17 protein-coding genes are annotated in these 20,797 nt (G+C 65.1%); 12 read left to right on the top strand and 5 right to left on the bottom strand.

The genetic code is table 11. The features are described 5' to 3' along the window. Positions 1 to 372 precede the first annotated feature (372 nt). From HV773_RS27755 to HV773_RS27740, 4 genes are read left to right on the top strand one after another with little or no spacing between them, the layout of a single operon-like run. A complete protein-coding gene (locus HV773_RS27755) occupies positions 373 to 1,713 on the top strand; it encodes an efflux RND transporter periplasmic adaptor subunit (protein WP_175197363.1) in 1,341 nt (446 codons plus the stop codon). A gap of 18 nt (positions 1,714 to 1,731) precedes the next feature. Further along, positions 1,732 to 4,917 carry an efflux RND transporter permease subunit gene (locus HV773_RS27750; protein WP_175197362.1) on the top strand — a complete coding sequence of 1,062 codons (3,186 nt, stop codon included), beginning with the start codon at positions 1,732 to 1,734 and terminating at the stop codon, positions 4,915 to 4,917. After that, complete coding sequence (locus tag HV773_RS27745) at positions 4,914 to 8,228, top strand: efflux RND transporter permease subunit (protein ID WP_175197361.1); 3,315 nt, start codon at positions 4,914 to 4,916, stop codon at positions 8,226 to 8,228. Before HV773_RS27750 ends, HV773_RS27745 begins: the two co-directional genes overlap by 4 nt. Beyond that, on the top strand, positions 8,225 to 9,823 hold the full coding sequence (locus HV773_RS27740) for an efflux transporter outer membrane subunit (protein WP_175197360.1): 1,599 nt from the start codon (positions 8,225 to 8,227) through the stop codon (positions 9,821 to 9,823). Before HV773_RS27745 ends, HV773_RS27740 begins: the two co-directional genes overlap by 4 nt. Positions 9,824 to 9,871: 48 nt before the next feature. On the opposite strand, the gene nfsB is transcribed toward HV773_RS27740, so the two are convergent. Then, the gene (gene nfsB / locus HV773_RS27735; RefSeq protein ID WP_175197359.1) at positions 9,872 to 10,525 is read right to left on the bottom strand and encodes an oxygen-insensitive NAD(P)H nitroreductase; all 654 of its coding nucleotides are present in this window, start codon (positions 10,523 to 10,525) and stop codon (positions 9,872 to 9,874) included. A 162-nt stretch (positions 10,526 to 10,687) separates the two neighbouring features. On the opposite strand from nfsB, the gene HV773_RS27730 reads away from it, so the two are divergent. Together HV773_RS27730 and HV773_RS27725 are read left to right on the top strand one after the other, a co-directional pair. Next, the gene (locus tag HV773_RS27730; protein WP_175197358.1) at positions 10,688 to 11,401 is read left to right on the top strand and encodes a dienelactone hydrolase family protein; all 714 of its coding nucleotides are present in this window, start codon (positions 10,688 to 10,690) and stop codon (positions 11,399 to 11,401) included. A 56-nt stretch (positions 11,402 to 11,457) separates the two neighbouring features. After that, on the top strand, positions 11,458 to 12,162 hold the full coding sequence (locus tag HV773_RS27725; protein WP_175197357.1) for a glutathione S-transferase N-terminal domain-containing protein: 705 nt from the start codon (positions 11,458 to 11,460) through the stop codon (positions 12,160 to 12,162). A 16-nt stretch (positions 12,163 to 12,178) separates the two neighbouring features. Here the strand turns inward: HV773_RS27725 and HV773_RS27720 are convergent, their stop codons facing one another. Together HV773_RS27720 and HV773_RS27715 are read right to left on the bottom strand one after the other, a co-directional pair. Then, positions 12,179 to 12,865, bottom strand: a complete 687-nt coding sequence (locus HV773_RS27720; protein ID WP_175197356.1) for a DUF4410 domain-containing protein — start codon at positions 12,863 to 12,865, stop codon at positions 12,179 to 12,181. Between the two features lie 80 nt (positions 12,866 to 12,945). Then, positions 12,946 to 13,569 (bottom strand): HAD family hydrolase, encoded by a 624-nt coding sequence (locus HV773_RS27715; RefSeq protein ID WP_175197355.1) that lies wholly within the window; start codon positions 13,567 to 13,569, stop codon positions 12,946 to 12,948. Between the two features lie 131 nt (positions 13,570 to 13,700). Here HV773_RS27715 and HV773_RS27710 point away from each other — a divergent pair, with 131 nt between their 5' ends. From HV773_RS27710 to HV773_RS27700, 3 genes are all read left to right on the top strand, one after another. Continuing rightward, positions 13,701 to 13,979, top strand: coding sequence for a hypothetical protein (locus tag HV773_RS27710; protein ID WP_175197354.1), 279 nt, complete (start codon positions 13,701 to 13,703; stop codon positions 13,977 to 13,979). 425 nt (positions 13,980 to 14,404) lie between these two features. Continuing rightward, positions 14,405 to 15,754 (top strand): flavin-dependent monooxygenase QhpG, encoded by a 1,350-nt coding sequence (gene qhpG / locus HV773_RS27705; protein WP_175197353.1) that lies wholly within the window; start codon positions 14,405 to 14,407, stop codon positions 15,752 to 15,754. Positions 15,755 to 15,848: 94 nt separating this feature from the next. Beyond that, positions 15,849 to 16,355, top strand: coding sequence for a GAF domain-containing protein (locus HV773_RS27700; protein ID WP_175197352.1), 507 nt, complete (start codon positions 15,849 to 15,851; stop codon positions 16,353 to 16,355). On the opposite strand, the gene HV773_RS27695 is transcribed toward HV773_RS27700, so the two are convergent. Next, complete coding sequence (locus HV773_RS27695) at positions 16,352 to 17,299, bottom strand: LysR family transcriptional regulator (protein WP_175197351.1); 948 nt, start codon at positions 17,297 to 17,299, stop codon at positions 16,352 to 16,354. The genes HV773_RS27700 and HV773_RS27695 overlap by 4 nt on opposite strands. A gap of 124 nt (positions 17,300 to 17,423) precedes the next feature. On the opposite strand from HV773_RS27695, the gene HV773_RS27690 reads away from it, so the two are divergent. Continuing rightward, positions 17,424 to 18,305, top strand: a complete 882-nt coding sequence (locus HV773_RS27690; RefSeq protein WP_175197350.1) for an aldo/keto reductase family oxidoreductase — start codon at positions 17,424 to 17,426, stop codon at positions 18,303 to 18,305. A gap of 161 nt (positions 18,306 to 18,466) precedes the next feature. Here the strand turns inward: HV773_RS27690 and HV773_RS27685 are convergent, their stop codons facing one another. Beyond that, positions 18,467 to 18,697 (bottom strand): hypothetical protein, encoded by a 231-nt coding sequence (locus tag HV773_RS27685; RefSeq protein WP_175197349.1) that lies wholly within the window; start codon positions 18,695 to 18,697, stop codon positions 18,467 to 18,469. A 333-nt stretch (positions 18,698 to 19,030) separates the two neighbouring features. On the opposite strand from HV773_RS27685, the gene HV773_RS27680 reads away from it, so the two are divergent. Together HV773_RS27680 and HV773_RS27675 are read left to right on the top strand one after the other, a co-directional pair. Then, entirely contained in the window at positions 19,031 to 19,678 is a 648-nt protein-coding gene (locus HV773_RS27680; protein ID WP_175197348.1) for a LysE family translocator, read from the top strand. Between the two features lie 116 nt (positions 19,679 to 19,794). Beyond that, positions 19,795 to 20,797, top strand: a 1,003-nt coding sequence (locus tag HV773_RS27675) for a LysR substrate-binding domain-containing protein (protein ID WP_175197413.1), incomplete at its 3' end; no start/stop codon positions are given.

Below are 20,797 nucleotides of genomic sequence, written 5' to 3'. Positions count from 1 at the left end.
CCGCATCGCCATTGCGCTAGCGCAGAGCGCCCCACTGAATGAAAGCTTTTTGCAAAAATTTCCGGGTAGCGTGCGCACTGCATGCTACCGCTGCTTTCCATTGCTTACCGCTCTCCCGCACAAGCCCGCTACTGGTAAAGCCGCGTAACGCCGGATGACAAAATCCACCCCTTGTAATGGGGATAAATCTTTCAAATACCTGACGTTTCGAAATTAATGCGCGAGTTGGTTAGACTGCAAGTTTCCAGGCTTCGCGGTCCGGCCCTCTCGGCCTGATCGCGCCCAGCATCGGCGGCACACAATAACCAAGAGTATGCGTATGCAATCCGACGATAACCGGCATGGCGCCCTGGCGGCCCGGCGGAGACTGACATGAACGACACGCCAAACCAACCCGCTGCTCCGCAAGCCCCGACACCGCCGACGCCGCCCACACCCAAGGCCCCCGACGCGCCTGCGCCGCGCAAGCGTCGCGGGCGCTGGATTCTCGCGCTGGTCGTGCTGGTGCTGGTCGCGCTCGTCGTCATGCATGTGCTGCGCGGCAAGAAGCCCGCTCCCGGCGCGGTCGCGCAGGTCGTGACCGTTGCGTCCGCCACGCTTGGCCCGATGCCGGTGACGCTCGACGCGCTCGGCACGGTCACGCCAATCGCCACCGTCACGGTGCTGCCGCAACTGAGCGGCTACCTGACCGAAGTCGGCTACCGCGAGGGCCAGGAGGTCGTGAAAGGCCAGTTCCTCGCGCAGATCGATCCGCGCCAGTATGAAATCAGCAAGGAGCAGGCCGAGGCGCAGCTCGCCAAGGACCGCGCCTCGCTCGCGCAGGCGCGCGCCGACCTCGCGCGCTTCACGCAGCTCCACGAGAAGCAGTCGATCGCCGAGCAAACCTATACCGACCAGAAGTTCCTCGTCGCTCAGGACGAGGCCGCCGTGAAGGCCGATCTCGCCAACATCAAGCAGTTCGAGCTCGATCTCGCCTACTGCCACATCACCGCGCCGGTATCGGGACGCGTGGGCCTGCGCCTCGTCGATCCGGGCAACTACGTGACGGCGTCGAGTTCCACCGGCATCGCCGTCATCACGCAGATGAAACCCACCACGGTGCAATTCACGGTGCCGCAAAACTCGCTGTCGAGCGTGCTCCAGCGCGTGAACGCCGGCGCGAAGCTGCCGGTCACGATCTATAGCAGCGACAACACCCGGGAGCTCGCCACCGGCACGCTCTACGCGATCAGCAACCAGATGGCCACGGCCACCGGCACGGTCACGTTGCGCGCGAGCGTTCCCAACGACGACGAGGCGCTGTTCCCCAACGAGTTCGTGAACGTGCGGCTACTCGTGGACACGATGGAGAACGCCGTGCTCGTGCCCACGCCCGCCGTGCAGAGCGGCGCGCCCGGCGACTATGTGTATCTCGTGAACGCCAACAACACGGTGTCGGTCCACAAGGTCACGCTGGGCCCGGGTGACGGCCAGCATACGGTAATCGCCGCGGGCCTCGCGGCGGGCCAGCGCGTGGTGACCGACGGCCTCGATCGCCTCAACGACGGCGCGAAAATCCAGCCCTCCGGAGCCAAGCCAGGCGCGCCGCACGGTGCAAGCGCGGCGCGCATGGGCAACGCCGCGCATGCCCAATCCGGACCGCGGCCAGCCGCATCGGGCGCGAGTGCGTCCAGCGCCGCCTCGCAAGCAGCCCCAGCCTCCCCGGCGTCCTGATCCATCACCCTCGCGCCGATGAATATTTCGCGTCTTTTCATCCTGCGGCCCGTCGCGACTTCGTTGCTGATGATCGCGCTGGTGCTGGTCGGCCTGCTGGCGATGAAGTTCCTGCCGGTGTCGTCGCTGCCTTCGGTCGACTACCCGACTATTCAGGTGCAGACCTTCTACCCCGGGGCGAGCCCGACCGTCATGGCCACCACGGTCACGGCGCCGCTCGAAGTGCAGCTAGGCGAGATTCCGGGCTTGCAGCAGATGGTCTCGTACAGCTCAGAGGGCGCCTCGGTCATTACGCTGCAGTTCGACCTCTCGCTCAATCTCGACGTGGCGCAGCAGAACGTGCAGCAGGCCATCAACGCGGCCAACAGCTATTTGCCGAGCGGCCTGCCTGCGCCGCCCACCTACGCGAAGGTCAATCCGGCCGACCAGCCCATTCTCACACTCGCGCTGACTTCGAAGTCGATGTCGCTCACGCAGTTGCAGGACGCGGCCAACAACCGGCTCGCGATGAAGATTTCGCAGGTGCCGGGCGTGGGTCTCGTGAGCACGGCAGGCGGGCACGTGCCCGCCGTGCGCGTGGAAGCCGACCCGCAAAAGCTCGCCGGCTACGGTCTGAATATCGACGACCTGCGCACGCTGCTCGCCAACGTGAACATCAGCGCGCCGAAGGGCAACTTCGACGGCCCCGAGCTCGATTACACGATCAACTCGAACGACCAGATTTCCGACCCGAAGGACTACGAAGACACGGTCATCGCGTACCAGAACGGCGCGCCCGTGTTCATGCGCGACGTTGCGCGCGTGTCCACGGCCGCCCAGGATGTCGAGCGCGGCGCGTGGTACAACAAAGAGCCCGCCATCGTGCTGAACGTGCAGCGCCAGCCGGGCGCGAACGTGATTGCCACGGTCAACCAGATCATGCGCCAGTTGCCGCAGCTCGAAGCCACGCTGCCCGCCGGCATGAAGGTCACAGTGGTCTCCAACAGCGTTGGGGCGATCCAGGCCTCGGTCAACGACGCGGCGTTCGAACTCGTGCTCGCCGTAGCGCTGGTGGTGGCCGTGATTTTCGTGTTTCTGCGCAACCTGCCCGCCACGATCATTCCGAGCATCTCGGTGCCGGTCTCGTTGATCGGCACGCTCGCGCTCATGTACGAGCTCGGCTACTCGATCGACAATCTCTCGCTGATGGCGCTCATCATCGCCACGGGCTTCGTGGTCGACGACTCGATCGTGATGATCGAGAACATCGTGCGCTATCTGGAAGAAGGCGAAAAACCCCTGCAGGCGGCCCTCAAGGGCGCGGGGCAGATCGGCTTCACAATTCTGTCCCTCACGATCTCGCTCATCGCGGTGCTGATTCCGCTGCTCTTCATGGGCGGCGTGATCGGCCGGCTCTTCAGCGAGTTCGCGGTCACGCTCGCGGTGACCATCGTGCTCTCCGCCGTGGTCTCGCTCACCGTCGTGCCCATGCTGTGCGCACGCATCCTGCGCGCCCAGGCCGAGCGCCACCCGAGCCGCTTCGAGCGCATCAGCGAAGGCCTCTTCAACAAGACGCTAGCGGCCTACGAGCGCGGCCTGCGCTGGGTGCTCGATCACCAGACGCTCACGCTCGTCGTGGCGGTCGCCACGGTCGTGCTCACGGGCCTGCTTTACGTGGCGATTCCCAAGGGCCTCTTCCCGGTGCAGGACGTAGGCGTGATCCAGGGCATCAGCGTGGCCGACAACTCGGTCTCGTATCAGGCCATGGTGCGCCGCCAGTCCGCGCTCGCCGAGGAAATTCTCAAGGACCCCGATGTAGTTTCGCTCACGTCGTACGTGGGCATCGATGGCATCAACAGCACGCTCAACAACGGGCGTTTCCTCATCAACTTGAAGCCGCACGACGACCGCTCCGAAACCGCCGAGGAGATCGCCCGACGCATCCAGCAATCGGTCGCGAAGGTGCCAGGCGTGCGCCTCTATCTGCAGCCCGAGCAGGATCTCACGCTCGACACCACGGTCTCGCGCAACCAGTACAACTTCGTGCTGCGCGGCCCGAACCAGCAGGCGTTCGAGCAATACGTGCCGGCACTCATCGCGCGCATGAAGCAGATTCCGTCGATTGCCGACGTCACCAGCAACCTGAACTCCGACGGCCTTTCCGTGAACGTGCAGGTGAACCGCCAGCTCGCGGCGCGCTACGGCATTACGGCGGCGACCATCGACAACGCGCTCTACGACGCACTCGGCCAGCGCATCGTCTCGACCATCTTCCAGCAGTCGGACCAGTACCGCGTGATTCTCGTGGCCAAGCCCGAGTCGCTGCCCACGGTGGAATCGATCGGCGACATCTATCTGCCGAGCCAGACCGCCGCCTCGGGCCAAGTGCCGCTCAAGGGCATCGCCACCATCGACATCACGCGCTCGCCGCTGATGATCAGCCACCTCGCCCAGTTCCCCTCGGTGACGATCTCGTTCAATCTCGCCGATGGTGCGTCGCTCTCCGCGGCCGTGCGCGACATTCGCAAGGCCGAGGCCGCCGTGAAGCTGCCGCCTTCGATTACCTCGTCGTTCCAGGGCGCGGCGCAGGCGTTCGAAGACTCGCTCTCCAGTGAGGTCTATCTGCTGATCGCGGCTATCGTGGCCGTGTATATCGTGCTGGGCGTGCTCTACGAGAGCTATGTCCACCCAGTGACGATTCTTTCGACACTGCCTTCGGCCGGCATCGGCGCGTTGCTTGCGCTGATGATCGCGGGCAAGGACCTCGACGTGATCGGCATCATCGGCATCGTGCTGCTGATCGGCATCGTCAAGAAGAACGCCATCATGATGGTGGACTTCGCACTCGAAGCCGAACGCGTGCACAACAAGCCGCCGCGCGAGGCGATCTTCGAGGCGTCGCTGCTGCGCTTCCGGCCGATCCTCATGACCACGCTCGCGGCCATGCTCGGCGCGCTGCCGATGCTGATCGGCAGCGGCACGGGCTCGGAGCTGCGCCGCCCGCTCGGCCTCGCGATCATCGGCGGGCTCACGGTGTCGCAGCTGCTCACGCTGTTTACGACGCCCGTGATCTATCTGTTGTTCGACCGGCTCGCCGAGCGCTTCGGGCGCAAGCGCAAGCGCGGCCCGAGCGGCGATGAAACGAGCGGCACCGATGGCGATGCGGGCGGTCCTGGCTCGGGTCCTGGCGCCAGCGCACCGCCCACGCCCGAGGGCACGTCGTGAACCTCTCGGCGCTCTTCATCCGGCGGCCGGTCGCGACCTCGCTTCTCGCGATCGCGATCCTGCTCGCCGGCACGCTCGCGTTTTTCCGGCTCCCTGTGGCGCCGCTGCCCAACATCGCCTATCCAGTGATCGTGGTGCAGGCCAACATGGCGGGCGCGAGCCCCGAGATCATGGCCGCCACGGTGGCCGAACCGCTCGAACGGCGGCTGGGCACCATCGCCGACGTGAGCCAGCTCACCTCGATCAACAATACGGGATCCTCACTGATTGTCGTGGTGTTCGGCCTGAACCGCGACATCAATGGCGCGGCGCGCGACGTGGAAGCGGCCATCCAGGCCGCCCGCGCCGACCTGCCCACCACGCTGCGCAGCAACCCCACCTACCGGCAGTACAACCCCGCGAGCGCGCCGATCATGGTGCTCGCGCTCACCTCCGATACGCTCACCAAGGCCCAGCTCTACGACTCCGCCGATTCGGTCATCATGCAGCAGCTTTCGCAGGTGGACGGCGTGGGCCAGATCACGCTGGGCGGCGGTGCGCTGCCTTCGGTGCGGGTGGAACTGGAACCCGGCAAGCTCAATAGCTACGGCATCGGGCTCGAAGACGTGCGCGCCGCCATCGGCGCGGCCAACGCGAACAGCGCGAAAGGCCATATCGATCAGGGCGAACAGCGCTTCGTCGTGACATCGAACGACCAGATCAGCAACGCGGCGCCGTTTCGCGACGTCGTCATCGCCTACCGCAACGGCGCGCCCGTGTATCTGCGCGACGTGGGCATGGTGAACGACTCCAATGAGAACATCCGCAACGCCGGCCTCTTCAACAGCAAATCGGCAGTGCTCGTGATCGTCTACCCGATGCCGGGCAGCAACGTCGTGAAGACCGTGCAGCAGATCCAGGCGCGCCTGCCCTATATCGAGGCAGCGCTGCCCGGCACGATCAAGGTGAACGTGGCGATCGACCGCTCGGAGGCGGTGCGCGACTCGGTGGCCGACACTGAGCGCACACTGTTCATTGCCGTGCTGCTCGTGATTGGCGTGGTGTTCGTGTTCCTGCTCTCGCCGCGCGCGACGCTCATTCCCGCCGTGGCGCTACCGCTGTCCATCGTGGGCTCGTTCGGGCCAATGTACCTGCTCGGCTACAGCATCGACTCGCTCTCGCTGATGGCGCTCACCATCGGCACCGGCTTCGTGGTGGACGACGCCGTGGTGGTGCTCGAAAACATCGTGCGCCATATCGAGGCCGGACTCGAGCCCAAGGAGGCCGCGTTGCTCGGCGCGGGCGAAGTGGGCTTCACGGTGCTCTCGATGAGTCTCTCGTTGATTGCCGTGTTCCTGCCGATCCTGCTGATGCCGGGCATTGTCGGCCTGCTCTTTCACGAGTTCGCGATGACGCTCTCCATCGCGATCATCATCTCGCTCGTGGTCTCGCTCACGGTCACGCCCGCCATGTGCGCCTACGTGCTCAAGCGCGAGCGCCAGGATCACAAACCCTCGCGCGCGGCCCAGTGGATCAACGCGCAGTTCGAGCACTTCAAGCAGTTCTACTCACGCACGCTCGACACCGCGCTCAACCACGCGCGGCTCACGATCTTCATCCTGTTCGCGCTGCTGATCGGCAATGTGTTTCTCGCGCGCCTGCTCCCCGGCACGTTCTTTCCGGAGCAGGACACGGGCATCCTGATCGGTCAGATCATTGCCGACCAGAGCATCTCGTTCACGGCGATGGAGAAAAAGCTCGCGCAGTTGCAGGACATCGTGCAGAAAGATCCCGCCGTGGAATCGGTCGCGGGCTTCACGGGCGGGCGCGCGCTCAACTCGGCCACGGTCTTCATCGAGCTCAAGCCGCTCGCGCAACGCAAGCTGTCCGCCACCGAAGTCGTGAACCGCTTGCGGCCCAAGCTCAACGAGGTCTCAGGCGCGCGGCTGTTCCTCCAGGCGCAGCAGGATCTGCAGATCGGCGGGCGGCAGGCAGCGGCCGAGTACCAGTACACGCTCACGAGCGACGACGCCGACGCGCTCTTCAAATGGACGCCCAAGCTCATCGACGAGCTGAACAAGTACCACGGCACGCTCACCGACGTGAACTCGGACTTGCAGCAAAACGGCCTGCAAGCCTATATGACCGTGAACCGCGCGACGGCCAAGCGCTACGGCTTCGATCCGAACCAGATCGACAACGTGCTTTATGACGCGTTCGGCCAGCGCGCCGTCTCCACCATTTACAACCCCATCAACCAGTACTTCGTGGTGATGGAGGTGGCGCCGCAATACTGGCAGTATCCGCAGTCGTTCAGCCACATCTTTCTGAGCACGGCGGCGGGCAACGCGAGCGGCTCGGCCACCACGCAAATGCCAGGCACCACGATATCGGGCGTCACGCCCTATAGCGCGATCACCACCGCCAGCAACTCCGTCAGCAATACCAATGAACGCAACGCGAACGCCGTGGCCAACGTGCAGAACAACTCGATTGCCAACAGCAAGGGCGGCAGTTCGAGCGGCAGCGCGAACAGCACCGCCGCCGAAACCATGGTGCCCCTCGCCGCGCTCATGAACTGGACCACGGGCCACACGGCCACCCAGGTCAATCACCAGAGCGGCGAAGTGGCGGGCACGATCTCGTTCAACCTCCCCAAGGGCGGCTCGCTCTCCGAGGCGGGCAAGATCATCGAGCAGGCGAAGCGCGACATCGGCATGCCCGCTTCCATCCATGGCGAGTTCGCCGGCGCGGCGCAAGCCTACGCGCAATCGATGGGCACGGTGCCGCTGATCGTTCTCGCAGCGCTCGGCGTGGTCTATATCGTGCTGGGCGTGCTCTACGAAAACACCATCCACCCGCTCACGATTCTTTCGACGCTGCCTTCGGCCGGCATCGGCGCGATTCTGGCCATGCTGATTTTCGGCACGCCGTTCTCGGTCATTGCGATGATCGGCATCATCTTGCTGATCGGCATCGTGAAGAAGAACGGCATCATGATGGTGGACGTCGCGATCCAGTTGCAACGTACCGAAGGCCGCAACGCGCGCGACGCAATTCACGAAGCCGCCGTGGTGCGGCTGCGCCCGATCATGATGACGACCTTCGCCGCCGTGCTGGGCGCGGCGCCGCTTGCCGTGGGCATCGGCCAGGGCGCCTCACTGCGTCAGCCGCTCGGCGTGACCGTGATGGGCGGCCTGCTCCTCTCCCAGCTTTTCACCCTGTACACCACGCCCGTGATCTATCTGTTCCTCGACCGCCTGCGCGCACGCCTGGCACGCTGGGCCGCACGCCTGCCCTGGAACCGCCAGGCCGATGAGAGCGCACCATGAAGACGATTCACCGCCAGGGGCGGCGCAAAGCCTCGCTTGAATTCGTGCCACGCGTGCGGGTGGCCGGCAGATTGCTGTCGCTCGCGTTGGCCGCATCCTTCACGTTTCTTGTGAGCGGCTGCATGGTCGGCCCCGACTACCATCGCCCGCAGGTCGCGGTACCCACGCAATGGAAGGAACTGCCCGGCTGGACCCAGGCCGAGCCCGAAGCCGCCGAAGGCCCGAAGGGCGAATGGTGGACCGGGTTCCAGGACCCGCTGCTCGACGAACTCGAACCGCTCGTGGCCATCTCGAACCAGACCGTGCGGCAAAGCTACGCGAACTACCAGCAGGCGTTGGCCGAAGTGCGCGTCGCGCGCGCAAGCCTCTTTCCCACCCTGGGCGTGACGGGCTCCGCCACGCGCGAGCGCGCTTCCCCCACCGTGCAGAGCAACCGCGCGCTCATCGTCAACTCCGGGACGCTGGAAGCCAGCGTGAGCTGGGAACTCGACTTCTGGGGCAAGGTGCGCCGCCAGATCGAGGAACAATCGGCCACTGCACAGGCAAGCGAGGCAACGCTCGCGAATGCTCAGCTATCCGAACAGATTGCGCTCGCCAATGCCGTGATCGATTTACGCGTGACCGATGCCGACATCGATTTGCTCACCCAAACCGTAGCGTCCTACCAGGCTGCGCTGCGCGTGGTGAGCAACCAGGACAGCGCGGGCACGATCCCGCCTTCGGACCTCATCACGGCGCGCACGCAACTGGAAAACGCCCAGGCCAGCCTGATTGCGCTGGGCGTCGCGCGCGCGCAGTACGAGCACGCCATCGCGGTGCTGGTGGGCCGCAACCCCGAGGACATGACGATCCCGCACAGCGCGCGGCTCCCGGTGCTGCCGGCAATTCCCGCTGGCGTGCCGTCCACGCTGCTGCAGCGGCGCCCCGACATCGCCACGGCGGAGCGGCAGATGGCCTCGGCGAATGCCTCCATCGGCGTGGCCGTAGCCGCGTATTACCCGGACATCTCGCTTTCGGCGCTCGACGGCTTCACGCAGGCGCCGCTTTCGGGCCTGCTGCACATCAGCAACTATGTGTGGTCGCTCGGCGCGAGCGCAACGCAGACGATCTTCGACGGCGGCGCGCGCAGCGCAGAGGTGGCGGCAGCGCGCGCGAGCTACGACGCAGCGGTGGCGAACTATCGCGGCACCGTGCTCACGGCGTTCCAGAATGTCGAGAACGATCTATCGGGGCTGCGTATCCTGGCGCAGCAGAGCGAGCGGCTGGATGCGGCGGTGCGCGACTCGACCCGCGGCGCGGAAATCGCGCTAAACGAGTATGAAGCAGGCACGGTCGATTACACCACGGTGTCGACGGCACAAGCCACTCAGTTGAGCACGCAACAAAGTGCGCTCAACGTGCAGCAGCAGCGGCTGCTCGATGCGGCGGCGCTGATCGGCGACCTGGGTGGCGGCTGGACGGGCGGGCTGCACGATCCTCGCCATCCTGATCGCGCGGTAGAGAATTCGGCGTCGAGTCAGGCTGCGGCTGCGAGCGCGGAGACCGCTGTCGCGCCCAATGCAACGGCTCCGGCGAACTCAACGCCGAGCCCGTGACGCGCCACGCCGCCACGTACGACGTGCGTGGCGTGCAGCGCTTAACGCTTACGCCAGCTCAGTGAAAACCGCTTCCGTGGCCAGACGCGACTTCGGCAGCTTCGCGTTGAAATCATCGGCGCTGCGGTAGCCAAGGCCGATCACGACCAGCGCGGTCAACCCCTTCGCGGCCAGCCCGAGTTCTTCGTCGAGCGCCTTAGCATCGAAACCTTCCATCGGGCAGGCGTCGATTTCGAGCGTCGATGCGCCAATCAGCAACGTGCCGAGCGCGAGGTAAGCCTGCTTCTCCATCCACGCGGGCAGATCCGCACGCTCGCGATGCAGGTTCACGTAGAACGCGCGCGTATTCTGCTGGCCCACTTTCGCCTCGGCGTTCGCGAAACGGCCATCGGCCTCTTCCTGCGCGAGCACGGCGTTCAGATGCGCTTCGTCCATATCGGTGCGCACGCACAGCACGAGAACGTGCGAGGCGCGCATCACCTTCGGTTCGTTATAGGCATAGCCCGGCTGCATGGACTTCGCCACACGCGCACGCGCCGCGTCGCTCCCGGCCACAACGAAGTGCCACGGCTGCGAGTTCACCGAAGAGGGGCTGAAGCGGATCAGTTCCTTGAGTTCATCGATAACAGCGGCGGGAATCTTGCGGGTGGAGTCGAAAGCCTTGGTGGCATGGCGCGCTTTCGCGAAACGGGTGAGGTTCAACTGGGTTCTCCTGCGTCTATCGTCGGCCGCCAGGGCGGCGGCAAGGCCGGTATGCTACCAGCATGTACGACGTGGCGTGCAAGCAAAGCGCACGGCCAGGCGCTATGCTACGGGCTGCCCGTTGCTCGCCAACGCACGTCAATCCACACATTGAGGAACCCCATGACCCACCCCGCCGGCTCCATGATCAGCTTCAACCGCCCCGATGGCCAATCGCTCCAGGGCTATCTCGCCACGCCCGCGAAAACCGAGGGCGCGCCCGCTATCGTCGTGATCCAGGAATGGTGGGGCTTGAACGACCAGATTCGCGGCGTGGCCGACCGCCTGGCGCTTGCGGGTTACTACGCACTGGTGCCCGACCTCTACCGCGGCAAGAGCACCGTGGAAGAGGAAGAAGCGCACCACCTGATGACGGGCCTCGATTTCGCCGATGCCGCCTCGCAAGACATCCGTGGCGCGGTCGATCACCTGAAGACGCTGACCGACCGCGTCGGCGTGAGCGGCTACTGCATGGGCGGCGCGCTCACGCTGCTCGCCGCGAACATGATTCCGGACCTCGCGGGCGTCGTGGTGTGGTACGGCTTCCCCCCGCTCGAATATCTCGACGCGAGCAAGATCACCGCGCCGGTGCTCGGCCACTGGGGCACACAGGACGCCTTCTTCAAGATGGAGACCGTCGACGAGCTCGAAAAGAAGCTGCGTGACGGCGGCGTGAATGTCGAATTCCACCGCTACCTGGCTTACCACAGCTTCGCGAACGAAACCGCCGTGGGACCGGGCCGCATCGCGCACACGCAGTTCGATCCGGTCTGGTCGCAGCGCGCGTGGGATCGCACGCTCACGTTCTGGGGCCGCACGTTGTGGGCACAGCGCTAAGCGCACTGCGTTTGCCCTGAACTCTCGCGCCTCGGCACATCATTACAGGATTTCGCATGAACGACCTTTCCGTTTTCCCCATCCACGGCAAATGGCCCGCGCAACATCCCGAACGCATCCAGCTCTATTCGCTGCCCACGCCTAACGGCGTCAAGGTGTCGATCATGCTCGAAGAAACGGGGTTGCCGTACGAGCCGCATCTGGTTCGCTTCGACGCAAACGACCAGATGTCGCCGGAATTCCTTTCGCTCAATCCGAACAATAAGATTCCCGCGATCATCGATCCCAACGGCCCCGGTGGCGCACCGCTGCCGTTGTTCGAATCGGGCGCGATTCTGATCTATCTCGCCGACAAATCCGGCCAATTTCTCGCGCGCGAAGGCCGCGAGCGCTACGAGACGATTCAGTGGCTGATGTTCCAGATGGGCGGCATCGGGCCGATGTTCGGTCAGGTCGGGTTCTTCCACAAGTTCGCCGGCAAGGAATACGAGGACAAGCGCCCGCGCGACCGCTATGTGGCCGAGTCGCGCCGCCTCATCAGCGTGCTCGACCAGCATCTCGCGAATCGCCAGTGGATCATGGGCGAGCACTACACGATCGCCGACATGGCGACGTTCCCGTGGGTGCGCAATCTCGTCGGTTTCTACGAGGCCGGCGATCTGGTCGGCTTCAAGGATTTCCGTCACGTCGCGCGTGCGCTCGACGCCTTCCTCGCGCGTCCCGCCGTGAAGCGCGGACTGGAGATTCCGGCGCGTAATTGATGCGCGCGCAACTATCTCAACGGGCGGGGTTCACACGCGCTATCACGGCGTCAGAGACCTCGCCCGCTGCACGCTTGACGCTCAAGCGCTGATCGCCGCGCGCGAGCACGAACTTCGCGGCGGCCACATAGGGATTCAGTGCAATGGCCGCGCCTGCGCCCGGCTTGCTCTCGCTCGAATGCGTTTCGATTACCTGATAGAGCGGCGCGGGCGCCTGCTTCGCGAGATCGTCGACAGCAATGGCCAGATCGATCTCGATCGCACCCGCGCCAACGCCGACCATCGAGCGGCGCAGGCGGTTGCCTTCATCGACATCGAGGAACACGCCGCGCACGAGCCAGCCCTGCGCGGGCAGCGTGGCGCCGGCGGGCAAACGCCGCGCATCGACACCCGCCTTGCGCAAATCCGCGACCAGCGTATCGGCCATCTGCTCGACGATCTGGCGCGCGTGCGCCTGCGGGTCATCGTGATGCGCGAACGGACGGGGCAGCAGGCTGCCCGCGAGGTGCCGGGCGTTAGCCACGGGATTCTGGTCGGCGGTGACGCTGGCCGCGTCGAGTTCGAAATCGCTCACGTAGACAACCGGCGCCAGCACCGGCACCGTTGCAACTGCGCCGCTCGCCTGGGCGAGCACCACCGGCGCACCCAGGCCCAGCCCCACGCCCACACATAGCGCAACGCACACGCCTCTACATATTTTCATCGCAGACTCAGCCTTCAAGCGAACCGCGATCATCATATCCGCCGTGAACCGAATGCACGTTCCACATGATAAGCACGCACTCACGCGTCGATCACGCCAAAGCGATGCAGGTCTCGCACGAGCGTATCGACATCGACGAAGCGGCACGCATGCAAGCCAGCAGCGAGCGCGCCTTGCACGTTAGCCTCGCCGTCATCGATGAAAAGCGTTTCGTGCGGCGCAGCGCCCAGTTGCGCGAGGCACCCGAGATAAGCCTGCGCAGCAGGCTTGACCGCCCCAAACGACGCGCTTGCATGGACGCGCGCGCCAAATAATCGCGCAACGGGCGGATTCAGATAATCGAGGTAATCGGTGACGAGACGGCAGTTGTTGGTCAGCACCGCGATATCGCAGCGCTGCGCGACACGCTCGGCTAACGCGATGGCGGCCTCGTTGGGTGTGATGGACGCGCGCCGCGCCGCAAGCCAGGTCTCCCGATCGATGCCGCAGCCGAGCGACTCTCCGAGCGCGCGCAGATAAACGTCGGGGGCAAGCTCGCCCGCGTCGGCGCGCGCTTCGAGCCCCGAGCCCCAGATCGCCTCGCGCACCGCCTCGGGCGTCGTACCGGTCAGGGCCGCGAGCCGCACGGCGCGCGCCTCGCGATCGTAATGCGAGAGCACGCCCTCCATGTCGAACAAGACCACGTGGATTACCGCCGCTGTCATGTGCCGCTCCCGCCTCGCGAACTCCGCAGCCGATCATACCGCCGCGCGACAGCCCCGGACACATCGTCCGCTGGCCGGCACCCGGGATCGCGCCCCTAAAACGTCATGTGATTCCAGTTACACTGCACCCCATGGACAAATGCCGTTACTGCGGAAAAATGCGCGACGAGTGGGATTGCCACGGACCGGTCTGCCGTGGCGCGATTGCCCGCGCGCTGCAACGCCAGCGCCAGGGCCTGCCGATGGTCGCCAACGTGATCCGCAACGAAATTCCCGAGAATGCCAGCACTGGCGAGGTCATCCACGTCCTCTCGCGCCAGCGCATGCGCGCGCGCCGCGGCAACGAAGAGCGGCGCGAGCGCAAGGCGATCGAAAGCGCCGACGTCACGGGCGGCTCGACCAGCAACTGATCCCACGATACCTCGGGGCTCCCTCCTCATTGCGTCTAACGCAGCAGTACGAATGATCGTGCCTCTCTCGTGCCGAACGAGAACGAACGATCATGCGCCACGCATGCACCATTCCCGCACGCTTCGCGCCCTATTCAGCGCGCATGTACAAAAGTAAAACCTCGTTAAAACACAGGGAAAACACTCCCGTCAATTTTCCAATATGCGTTGTTCACCGGATGGATTCGCTCTTGCATCTGTGCGAGATTGAATGGGCGCTATCGCGCACGCCACCGTTCCAGGTGCTTAACCCATACCACTCTCAAGGGGGACAGCATGCAAGACTTTCTTCCTCCCGGAGCCGTACTTCCAGACCCTCTGCACATGCCTGGCATGTCTAAACAAATTGGCGCGATGCTCTGCGCCGAACCGCGCTCACTCGCGTCATGAAAGCCCCGCATATCGTCGTGCTCGGCGCGGGGCCAGCGGGCGCCACCGTGGCGCGCGCGCTTGCCACGCTTGGCTACGCGGTCACCGTGGTGAGCGAGCGGCGCCGCTTCGACGCTGTGGAAAGCCTGTCGCTGCGCGCACTCGACGGACTGCGCCGCGCAGGCCTGTTTCGGGCCGCCCTGTGCGCACAAGGACCGGGCGTGCGCACCACGCTCTGGAACGGCGCCATGCAGACGGCCAACGCGGAGTTTCTGGTCGACCGGCACGCGTTCGACGCGGCCTTGCGCGACGATCTGCGTGAAGCAGGCGTCGAGATCGTCGAAGCGGCGGTGCGCTCGGTACAAACCACGGCGCACACGCACGATCTGATGATCGAGACCGCCGATGGACCGCTCTCGCTGAACGCCGATTTTCTCGTCGAGGCCCGCGGACGGCTTGCGCCGCTCATGCGCGACGCCACGCGCGGCCCGCAAACGCTGAGCCTGCTCAACGCCTGGCAAGGTGCACCCGCCGCTGCCGCTTCCGCCGGCTCGGCCTTCGAAAGCCTGCAAGACGGCTGGGCATGGATGGCGCGCCTGCCGGACGGCCGGTGCTATTGGCAGATGACGCTCGACGTCGCATGCGCAGAGTTGCCGCAACGCGACGAGTTGCTCGCGTTCTGCGCGCGCATGCGGCGCTCGCCGCTCGCGAGCGCGTTTTTCGCCGGCGAGACGGGCGAACACGCACGGCTTCATGCGCGCAGCAGCACCGCCACGCTGTGCGGGCGCACCGGCGCGCGCAACTGGCTGCGCGTAGGCGACGCCGCGATGGCGGTCGATCCGCTCGCGGGCAACGGCATCTTGCAGTCGCTTTCGTCGGCCTTGCAGGCGCCCGCCGTGATTCACACGCTCCTCAGCCGGCCCGAACGCGCCGAGCTTGCGCTGCGCTTTCATCAACAGCGCATCGAGCACCTGTTCAAGCACTTCGCCCGCACCGGCCGCGACGTCTACGCGCTCGAGCAGCGTTTTGGCGCAGGCCCCTTCTGGCAGGCACGCAGCCAATGGCCGGACGACGAGCCCACTCATCAGGTTCCCGACTTCGGCCAGCTTGCAATCGCCCGCGCGCCGGTGATCGACGGCGATCTCATCGGCGAGGCCGACGTCGTCGCGAGCCCCGACCAACCACTTGGCGTCTGGCATCTGCAAGGCGTGCCGCTCGCACCCATCGTGCAGGCGCTCATGCACGAAAACGCGCGCGAAAAGCCACACGAAAGTGCGCACGAAGCGCTTAAATCCCTCGATGCCGACACCGCCCACACGATTCGCCAGTGGCTCGTTGCTCAGGGCTATCCGCACGCACTCGTCTGACGCGGCCCCGGCAAAAGCGGGCGAAGTAGCCTAAACTGGCGCCCTCGATCGCCGCAATGGCGATCGCGCTTTTTGCCCAACCCGGTACCTCCCCATGTTTTCGCTTTCCGACGCCCTGCCCGCCGACAAACCCGCCCTCTACGAAACCCTCGCCGCGCAAGCGCGCGCGCTGATCGAAGGCGAAGCCGATGCCGTTGCGAACGCGGCGAACTTCTCGTCGCTCGTGTTCAATTCGCTCGACGGGCTGAACTGGGCCGGCTTCTACTTCTTCGACGGCGCCGAACTCGTGGTCGGTCCGTTCCAGGGCAAGCCCGCCTGCGTGCGCATTCCGCTCGGCAAGGGCGTGTGCGGCACCGCGGCCCAGACACGCGAAATCCAGGTGGTCGCCGACGTGCATGCATTCGCGGGCCATATCGCCTGCGATTCGGCTTCGCAATCGGAGATCGTCGTGCCGCTCGTCGCGGCGGACGGCGCGCTCATCGGCGTGTGGGACGTGGATAGCCCGCATCTCGCGCGCTTCGACGAAGAAGACGCCAAAGGCATGGCCGAACTGTGCCGTGTGTTCGTGGAATTCGGCTGGAAAAAAACGGCCGCGCGTTAAAGATCGCTGCCGTCCGCTTTGAGGAAATCGACGAATGCCCTGAGCGGCGCAGGCAAATGGCGCCGGCCCGGATAGTAGAGAAATGGCCCGGTGAATTTCGGCCACCAGTCGCGGAGAAGCGGCTCCAGCGCGCCGCTTGCGAAGTGTGGCTCAAGCATGTCCTCGAACAACGCGATCACACCCGCGCCGCCCAACGCCATCTCCATGGCGAGATCGAACGCCGCCGCCGGCTTCACCACGAGCGCGCCGGGCGGATCGACACGCAGCGTCTCGCCGTCGCGCTCGTATTCCCAGACCGCCATCGCGCCACCCGAAAAACGCACGCGCAAACAAACATGCCCGAGCAGATCACGCGGATGCGCGGGCCGGCCATGCGCGGCGAGATACGCGGGCGACGCCGCTGTCGCGAAACGCTGCACGCGCGGGCCGACCGGAATCGCGATCATGTCCTGCTCCAGCCGCTCGTCGTAGCGGATGCCCGCGTCGCAGCCCGCCAGTAGCACGTCGACGAAACCATCTTCCACGACCACTTCCACGCGAATCTCGGGATACGCGGCCACGAACCGCGTGAGGATCGGTGGCAGAATGCTGCGCGCCACGTTGGCGGGCACGTTCAGGCGCAGCACGCCGGCCGGGCGGTCGCGATAACCGTTCAGGACGTCCAGCGCGGCTTTCATTTCGGCAAACAGCGGCGTGATCGATTCGAGCAGGCGCTGGCCCGCATCCGTGGGAGCGACGCTGCGCGTGGTGCGATTCAGGAGGCGCAGGCCGAGCTTCGCCTCGAGCCGGCGCACAGCAGTGCTCAGGCTCGAGGCCGAGACACCGCCCGCACGCGCCGCGTCGCGAAACCCACCCGCGCGCGCAACGGCGGCGAAAGCGGCCAGATCGTTCATTTCGAACGCGGCGAGCGAAGAATTCTTGGGCGGAGGGCTTTCGTGGCTCATGTCGGTCGGGCTTCGGGTACATGCGCATTGTGCGGAATTTCGAACAACCCGTGCGGATCAGGTGGGATTATCCAACAACGCGAACGCGCCCATACTGGCGCCATCCGTTCACGAGGAGCACGACATGCCGCAATCGTCCAGCCAACCTTCCCGCACGTTCGCGTTCGCGGGCCGCACCGTCAACCGCATGGGCTACGGCGCCATGCAACTCGCCGGCCCCGGCGTATTCGGCCCGCCCAAGGACCGCGCGACAGCCGTCGCCGTGCTGCGCGAGGCGCTCGCGCTAGGGGTGAATCATCTCGACACGAGCGACTTTTACGGCCCGCACGTGACGAACCAGATCATCCGCGAGGCGCTCCACCCCTATCCCGCCGATCTCACGATCGTCACGAAGGTGGGCGCGGTGCGCGACGCCGCGGGTGCGTGGCTGCCCGCTCAGGAGCCCGCCGATATCGAGCGCGCCGTGCAGGACAATTTGCGCAATCTGGGGCTGGATACGCTCGACGTGGTCAATCTGCGCGTCATGGGCGACCAGCACAAGCCCGCCGAAGGCCCCATCGAAAGGCAAATGGAAACGCTCGCGGCGCTGCAGGAACGCGGTCTCGTGCGCCATATCGGCATCTCCAACGCAACGGCAAAGCAGATCGAGGATGCCGGGCGCATTGCCCCGATTGTCGGTGTTCAGAACCACTACAACCTGGTGAACCGCGCCGACGACACGCTGATCGACTCGCTCGCAACGCGTGGCATCGCCTATGTGCCGTTCTTCCCGCTCGGCGGCTTCACGCCGATCCAGTCGACGGCGCTCTCGGAGATCGCGCAGTCGCTCGGCGTCGCGCCGATGACCGTCGCGCTCGCGTGGCTCCTGCATCGCGCACCCAATATCCTGCTGATTCCCGGCACATCGTCGCTCGCGCATCTGCGCGAGAACATGCAGGCGCAAACGCTCGAATTGAACGACGAAGTGCTCGCGCGGCTCGATACAATCGGCAAAGCGGGCGCGTGAATTCGGCCAGCGTATTCGAGCGGCAAAAAAAAACCGCGGTCATCGGACCGCGGTAGACAGGTTTCTGCCACTCTTATCGGCCGCGCGTGCCGCTCCCTCAAGCGGCACGCGCGGGAATTCTCATGCCGAGCGTTGCGAATCCCCCGGCCGGATCTGCGGGGTCAGGTTTGCGAATCCTGTGCCGCATCGCCTGCGTCGGCTTGCTGGGTGTCGTCGGCCGGCTTTTCATCCTCTTTCTTCTCGACCATTTTCTCGAGCGCGCCCGCACCTTCGAAGCCCGCGACCGCAGCGGCCGCTTTCGTCAGGAAGCCGGCATCGGCGTCGACCTTTTCCGTTGCTTCCACCGCCGCAATCGCCCCCGCGACCTTGCCCACTTCGTCAAGAATGCCCATTTGATTCCTCCGGTTGATTGCAGATCGTTTGCCTGAAACTGCCTGGTTTTGCCTGATTAAAGGCCATTGCTGCCGCGCGCTCGCGCCCAGCGTCCATGGTGCTCGCCGAGGACGATGGATGTGGAAGTATTCTGGGCTTGCGCGGTACGCACGGCAATCATATATCTCGAGAACTGACAATGGTTAACGGTTGTTAATGGTTCGAATTACTTACGATTCTTGCGTTTTTTTCTTTTCGCCTACACCCGAAACCCAAAGCCGCCAGCTCACTCGCCCCTCCCAACCCGCGCGTGCTGGCATAATTCTGGTTTTGCTTTTCTGCCGGTTGTCGCCATGAATCTCCACACTTGGTGGCTGTTCCTCGCCACTGTCTTCGTCGTTTGCGCCATTCCTGGCCCCAATATGCTGCTGATCATGTCGCACGGCGCGCAATACGGCCTGCGCCGAACCAGCGCGACCATGGGCGGCTGCCTCTCCGCACTCGTGCTGATGCTGGCCGTCTCGGCCGCCGGCCTTGGCGCGGTCCTCCAGGCGTGGCCGACGCTGTTCAACGCGCTGCGCATCGTTGGCGCGGCCTATCTCGTCTATCTGGGCGTGAAGGCGTGGCGCTCGCCCGTGAGCGAAAGCGGCGCCGATGCCAGCGACGCCATGGCCGAAGCGCTCGCCACTCGCGCCGGGCGCTCACCGGCCGCGCTGTTTCGCAATGGCTTCCTCGTGGGGGGCAGCAACCCCAAAGCCATCCTGTTCGCAGCCGCGCTGCTGCCGCAGTTCATCGACGCGAGCCGCCCCACGCTGCCCCAGTTCGGCGTGCTGGTGACGACCTTCGCGGTGTGCGAGGTGAGCTGGTATCTGGTCTATGCGGGCTTTGGCACGCGCATCGGCGCGACGCTCAAGAGTCGCCGCGTGGCGAAGGCATTCAACCGCGTGACGGGCGGCGTGTTCGTCGGCTTCGGCGCGATGATGGCGCTCATGCGCCAGTAAGCGCGCGCCTTTCTACACCCTGCCAGATGCAGGGTTTCCGGGATCCACGCCGCACGCAGGCATTCCTGTCGCGCTTCGGTCCGATCCGTCTGCACTTCGCGCTGCTCCGACACCGGATGCAAGCGGCCCGCCATCGGGAACGACTCAAGGCGAGAAGGCTATCGCATCGGGATGTTGGGATAGCCCACATACCACGCAGGGTTGCGCGGTCGGTACTTGATCAGTTCGAAGTTGCCGCGCGCGCGGGCAGCTATTCGGCTGCGGCGCGCGAACTGAACCTCACGCACGGCGCCGTCAGCCGGCACATTGCGATTCTCGAAGACTGGCTCGGCCAGCCACTCTTCGCGCGCGAAGGACAGAGCATAGTGGCAACGTCGCACGCACGCGCTTTTGCGCGCGAAATCAGTGCGGCGTTCGACCATATTGCCGATGCGGCCGAGCGGTACGGGAAGAATCAGCGCGTCAAGGTTATTCGAGTGAGCGCGTCGGCAACGGCGGCGATGCATTGGCTGATTCCGCTGCTGCCGCGTTTTGCCGAGATTTGCCCGGACGTCGACGTGCGCATCTCGACCGCGATGTCAACGGAGCCTGCATTGCGAGGCACTTTCGATTTGGCGATACGGCGCCACGTGCCGCCCGGCGGACAGTTTCAGAGCTGGCAGTTATTCCAGGAGCGCAACACGGTCATTGCCAGCCCCCAATTGATTGCGCGATCCGGACTGACGAATGTCGGGCAGTTGGCCGCCCAAACCTGGCTCACCAGCGAGACACGTCCCGGCGATTGGGAAGCGTGGTTGACGGCCGTCGGTCACCCAGGGCTTCGGGCGAGCCGGACTATGCGGTTCGATCATTTTTTTGTGACGTTGCAGGCCGTGGTCGATGGGTTCGGATTTGGCATCGGACCGTTTCCTACTATCGAGGCCGATTTAGCGGCGGGGCGACTGCAGATGCCCTTTTCCGATTTGCTCTCGAATGGGGCGGTATATCACGCGCTGGTACCGCTGGACGCGGACCTATCCGGCATTTTGTGGGCGAGGCATATCATGAGAGGTAAAAATCATGGATATGCCGATGAAGAAGAAACGTACGGTGGCGTCTCAGGCAGCGGCCCGAGGGCCG

The sequence above is a fragment of the Paraburkholderia caffeinitolerans genome, assembly GCF_902859945.1.
In the GTDB taxonomy this organism is placed as follows: Bacteria; Pseudomonadota; Gammaproteobacteria; order Burkholderiales; family Burkholderiaceae; genus Paraburkholderia; species Paraburkholderia caffeinitolerans.
The sequence above is the reverse complement of the archived record's forward strand: the minus strand, read 5'-3'. Positions and strand labels throughout refer to the sequence as shown.